At 71.5% G+C, this 3464-nt stretch carries 4 protein-coding genes and 1 pseudogene; 2 read left to right on the plus strand and 3 right to left on the minus strand.

Features of this window, described 5'->3' with window-relative positions:
- Together EBH09_RS15545 and EBH09_RS15550 are read right to left on the minus strand one after the other, a co-directional pair.
- On the minus strand, nt 1-917 hold a 917-nt coding region (locus EBH09_RS15545; protein WP_153182673.1), incomplete at its 3' end, for a serine/threonine-protein kinase.
- A 191-nt stretch (nt 918-1108) separates the two neighbouring features.
- The gene (locus EBH09_RS15550; RefSeq protein ID WP_121747597.1) at nt 1109-1807 is read right to left on the minus strand and encodes a VOC family protein; all 699 of its coding nucleotides are present in this window, start codon (nt 1805-1807) and stop codon (nt 1109-1111) included.
- Between the two features lie 218 nt (nt 1808-2025).
- On the opposite strand from EBH09_RS15550, the gene EBH09_RS15555 reads away from it, so the two are divergent.
- Nucleotides 2026-2661: a TetR family transcriptional regulator gene (locus tag EBH09_RS15555; protein WP_121747598.1), complete on the plus strand. Its 636-nt coding sequence runs from the start codon at nt 2026-2028 to the stop codon at nt 2659-2661.
- Between the two features lie 49 nt (nt 2662-2710).
- Here EBH09_RS15555 and EBH09_RS15560 read toward each other — a convergent pair whose 3' ends face one another.
- The gene (locus EBH09_RS15560; RefSeq protein ID WP_121747599.1) at nt 2711-3163 is read right to left on the minus strand and encodes an Lrp/AsnC family transcriptional regulator; all 453 of its coding nucleotides are present in this window, start codon (nt 3161-3163) and stop codon (nt 2711-2713) included.
- 82 nt (nt 3164-3245) lie between these two features.
- Between EBH09_RS15560 and EBH09_RS38930 the strand changes: the two are divergent.
- Nucleotides 3246-3464, plus strand: a pseudogene (locus tag EBH09_RS38930) (LysE family translocator); the annotation flags it as partial.

The raw sequence follows: 3464 nt of genomic DNA on the forward strand, positions 1-3464 counted from the left end.
GCGCCGGGCTTGACCGGAGGGCGCCCGTTGCGGCGGCCCTCGATCAGGCCCACCGCCCGCTCGGGCAGCCACGCCGACGCCGTACCGCTGTCGTCGGAGCCGGAGCCGAACAGGTGCGGGGCGAGCTGGGCCTGGAGGTCGGCGGGGTTGGGGCGGCCGGTCGCGTCCATCTGCATGCAGGACTCGATGAGCGGGCGCAGCTCGTCCGGGAGCCCTTCCAGGTCCGGGCCCTCGCGCAGCAGCATGAAGACCGTCTCGACCGGGTTGGCACCGTGGAACGGCGGGTGCCCGGTGGCGGCGAAGACCAGCATGGAGCCGAGCGAGAACACGTCGCTCGCCCCGGTGACGCTGCGGGAGTCCTTCGCCTGCTCCGGGGACATGTAGGCGGGGGTGCCGACGGCGACGTTCGTCATCGTCAGACGGGTGTTCGAGACACCGGACGCGATGCCGAAGTCGATCACCCGGGGGCCGTCCTCGACGACGAGGACGTTGGAGGGCTTGAGGTCGCGGTGGACGAGTCCGGCGCCGTGGATCGACTGGAGCGCCTCCGCCACGCCCGCCGCCAGCCAGCGCACCGCCTGGGCCGGCAGCGGCCCGCACTCGTTCACTATCTCCTCGAGGGAGGGCGCGGGGACGTAGGCCGTGGCCAGCCACGGGACCGCCGCGCGGGGGTCGGCGTCGACCACCGCCGCCGTGTAGAAGCCGGAGACCGCGCGGGCCGCCTCCACCTCGCGCGTGAAGCGGACGCGGAACAACTGGTCCTCCGCCAGCTCCGTGCGGACCGTCTTGATCGCCACACGCCGGCCGGACGCCGAGCGCGCGAGATAGACCAGCCCCATGCCGCCGGCGCCGAGCCGGCCCAGCACCTCGAACGGCCCGATCCGCCGCGGATCGTGCTGCGTCAGCTGATCCACCACTTGCCTGCCACCTCCCCGTACGGGCCGCGCCACCCACATATGTACGCGACCGAAGTGCAGCGTCTCACCACCGCACCTCCGTGGCGCCACGCACCCCGATTCTTCCTGTCCGAGGCGCTGGTGGCGAACCTGGGGACAATCGGGGTGTCTCACCCGATCCCGGGCATAGGGCCCCGGTCCCGGGGACCCGTTCAGCGTTGCAGCAGCGCGAACGACGCCCCCTGGTCGTCCGAGACCACGGCCACCCCGCCGTACGACGTCTCGAACGGCGGTACCCGCACGCGCCCGCCGAGCCGGGCCACCGCACCGAGCGCGGCCTCGACGTCCCCGACCAGGAAGTGGACGAGGAAGTGCGGCGGCATCTGGGCGGGGAAGACGGAGGAGACCGGGGCGCGGCCGAAGTCGGGGGAGGCGTCCGGACCGAAGAGGGCGTCGTGGAAGAGGTCGCCGTAGAAGGTGTTGGCGGCCTCGGTGTCCCGGGTGTACAGCTCGGTCCAGGTGAAGGTGCCCGGCTCGTGCCGGCGCCCGAAGCCGGGGTGGCCGGCCGGCTGCCAGAGGGCGAAGACCGCTCCGTCGGGATCGGCGGCGAGCGCGGTGGTGCCCAGGCCGCCGACCGGGTGGGGCGGGGTGACGACCTGCCCGCCGCCCGCCCGGATCCGCTCGGCCAGTGCCGCCGCGTCCGGGGTGTGGAAGTACACGGACCACACGGTGGGCATCCGGCCGTCCGTCTTGCGGACCAGGGCCGCGACGGGCTCGCCGTCCAGCCGCGCCCACGCCCACTCGTCCGCCGGCCCCTTCGCCGGCTCCTCCGGCGGCTCATCGAAGGTCCAGCCGAACAGTTCGCCGTAGAAACGCTTGCCCGCCGCCACGTCGGAGAGATGTGCGTCCACCCAGCAGGGAACGCCTTCCGGAGGTGCGGACGCCTCGCCCGGGTCGCCGGACGTCCGCTTCGCTGATGCCCCGTTTTCGGCCATGCCGTCAAAGTAACCGCGCCGCCCGCACCGCGCAGACCAGGCACACCAGCCTCTCGCCGCCCTCGCACCCCATTTGCAGTCGGCCGAATCGCGCTCGGATCGCCCGTCGGTAAGCTGACGGCATGACAGGACAAGTGCGTACCGTCGACGGCCGCGTGGCTGGTCGACGTGGGCAGGCGACCAGGCAGAAACTGCTCGACTGCCTCAGCGAAATGCTCAGCTCCTCCCCCTATCGCGATGTCAAAGTCATCGATGTCGCCCGCAAGGCCGGCACGTCGCCCGCGACCTTCTACCAGTACTTTCCGGACGTCGAGGGAGCCGTCCTGGAGATCGCGGAGCAAATGGCCGCCGAGAGCACCGGGTTGGCCGAGCTGACGGCGGGCCGCTCCTGGGTCGGCAAGGCGGGCTGGCAGACGGCGCAGGAACTCGTCGACGGATTCCTGGAGTTCTGGCGGAAGAACGACGCGATTCTCCGGGTGATCGACCTGGGCGCGGCGGAGGGCGACAAACGGTTCTCCAAGATCCGGATGAAGATCCTGAACTCGGTGAACTCCTCCCTCGCGGACTCCGTCGCCGAACTGCAGGCCAAGGGAAAGGTCGACAAGGACGTGAACCCAGCGGCGATCTCCGGTTCGCTGGTCGTCATGCTCGCGGCCGCCGCGTCGCACCAGAAAGGATTCTCCTCCTGGGGCGTCAAGCAGGCCGAACTCAGGCCGAACCTGGCCCTGTTGGTGTACCTGGGCGTCACCGGCAAGAAGCCCACCAAGTAGCAGTACGCCCGGCAGCCTGTCATCCGGGCCGCGCGCGCCGCGTGCCGCGCTACGCCGGCAGCGGCCGGTCCCGCACCACGTGCTTCATCACCAGCGTCGACGTCAGCCGCTGCACCCCGGGCAGGGTGGCGAGCCGCTCGTCGTAGAGCCGCTGGTAGGCCGCCAGGTCGGCGGCGACCACGCGCAGCAGGTAGTCCGGCTCCCCGAACAGCCGCTGCGCCTCGACCACCTCCGCCACCTCGCTGACCGCCCGCTCGAACTCGGCGACCGTGTCCCGGTCCTCCTGCCGCATCGACACGAAGACCAGCGCCTCGAAGTTCAGCCCCACGGCGGCCGGGTCCACCACCGCCCGGTAGCCGCCGATCGCCCCCGACCGCTCCAGCTCACGCAGCCGCCGGTGACACGGCGAGACGCTCAGCCGCACCCGCGCGGCCAGCTCGGTCACGGTCAGCCTCCCGTCCTGCTGCAGCTGGGCAAGAATCTTCCGGTCCATGTCGTCCACGGGGCAGATTCTTCCACCACATGCCCTGGACGGGAAAAACTTCGGAAACACCTTCGGGACGTATGCGCCTAATCTTCCCGGCATGGACTCGGGACTCCTCATCTCCTTCCTCGCCCTGGACCTCCTGCTGGTGTGCGTGCCGGGCGCGGACTGGGCGTACGCCATCACGGCCGGGCTGCGCGACCGTTCGGTGACGTGGGCGGTGGGCGGCCTGGTCGCCGGGTACGCGCTGCACACCCTGCTGGCGGCGGCCGGGCTGGCGGTGCTGGTGGCCGGGTCGCCGGGTCTGCTCACGGTGCTG

Source organism: Streptomyces sp. E2N166, assembly GCF_003671715.1.
Classification (GTDB): domain Bacteria; phylum Actinomycetota; class Actinomycetes; order Streptomycetales; family Streptomycetaceae; genus Streptomyces; species Streptomyces thinghirensis.